This is a genomic window from Brachyspira sp. SAP_772 (assembly GCF_009755885.1).
Taxonomy (GTDB): Bacteria; Spirochaetota; Brachyspiria; order Brachyspirales; family Brachyspiraceae; genus Brachyspira.
Map to the genome: position 1 here is coordinate 1 of NZ_VYIX01000021.1, position 1232 is coordinate 1232.

At 28.6% G+C, this 1232-nt stretch carries 2 protein-coding genes and 1 pseudogene; 1 reads left to right on the forward strand and 2 read right to left on the reverse strand.

Annotated features, from left to right (window positions below; translation table 11 throughout):
* Nucleotides 1-367, forward strand: a pseudogene (locus GQX97_RS12240) (glycosyl transferase); the annotation flags it as partial.
* On the opposite strand, the gene GQX97_RS12245 reads toward GQX97_RS12240, so the two are convergent.
* Both GQX97_RS12245 and GQX97_RS12250 read right to left on the reverse strand, forming a co-directional pair.
* A complete protein-coding gene (locus tag GQX97_RS12245; RefSeq protein WP_013244671.1) occupies nucleotides 354-947 on the reverse strand; it encodes a chromate transporter in 594 nt (197 codons plus the stop codon). The pseudogene GQX97_RS12240 and the gene GQX97_RS12245 sit on opposite strands and share 14 nt — an antisense overlap.
* A gap of 2 nt (nucleotides 948-949) precedes the next feature.
* The coding region (locus GQX97_RS12250) for a chromate transporter (RefSeq protein ID WP_198391226.1) at nucleotides 950-1232 on the reverse strand (283 nt) is incomplete at its 5' end.

Here is a 1232-nt window from a genome sequence, read left to right on the forward strand (position 1 = left end):
TTACGGAAGGGCTTGTTACGGAAGGGCTTGGGGATGGGTAGGAAAGAGATGTGGCGGAAATTCTATAGGTTTATCATATTTTATACCGTCAATATTCTTAATCTATACTATTTTTCTTCCAATTGCATTATATTTTAATTTGCCTCAAGTTTTAAATAATTTAATACCAGCAATTAATAAAAAKATATTTCTTGCTTTATTATTATTTCCTCATAGTTTTTATGCATTATGCTTAATAGGAAGTTGGATTAGTACACTCTCTCTTAYAAAAGGTTTTTGCAAGGCCATAGGAATATTTTTATCGCATCTCACCTATGGATTTTTCTTTATCAAAGGTTTTATGCAAGGATTTATTAGTAAAGAATAACTCCAATTACAGCTGCTATTAATATTATAGCTATAATAGGCACTTTCCTTCCTGCTACCCTTATTTTTTTCAAAAAGAGAGATAAAGCAAATATAAATAAACCTACAGGACTTATATAATTAAAAATATTTTTTATAAATGCTACATTATTAAGTATAGATGAATCAGTTAATTTYACAAAGAAAGCATCTTTACAAAATGTAATAACAGCAGAAGCTATCAAAGCAACAGCACATACTCTAAGTCCGTTCATTATACTATTAAACTGCTCATTATTTTTTAGACTATAGAAAAACTTAGAAACAATCATACATATTATAAATGCAGGTAAAAATATTCCAAATGTAGCAACAGAAGAACCCAATACACCMGCAACTTTATAACCCACAAAAGTAGCAGCATTAATAGCTATAGGACCCGGAGTTACTTGAGATATAGCAACAAGATTAGAAAACTCGCTAGGGCTAACCCAGCCATAACCTTCTAATATTCCTAAAAGTAACGCTATAATAGCATACCCGCCGCCATAAGTAAAAATTCCAAGCTTTGCAAATATATAAAACAATCTAAAATATATCATTATTAATTCCTAATAAACTTTTTACTAATCAAATAATAAAGCCAACCCAAAAAAGCAGAAAGAAGCAAAGTATATATTACATTAAAATTAAGAAATACAACTAAAATAAAACTTAAAATAAAAAGTAAAGCAGTAAATTTATTTTTTAAAACGCTCTTTCCCATATCATAAGCAGATAGAAGTATTAAAGCAGCTATTGCCCCCTTTATACCTAAAAAAGCTTTATTCACATATTCTAAGCTTTGTACTCTTTCAAATATAGGAGCTATTATAAGTATAATAATA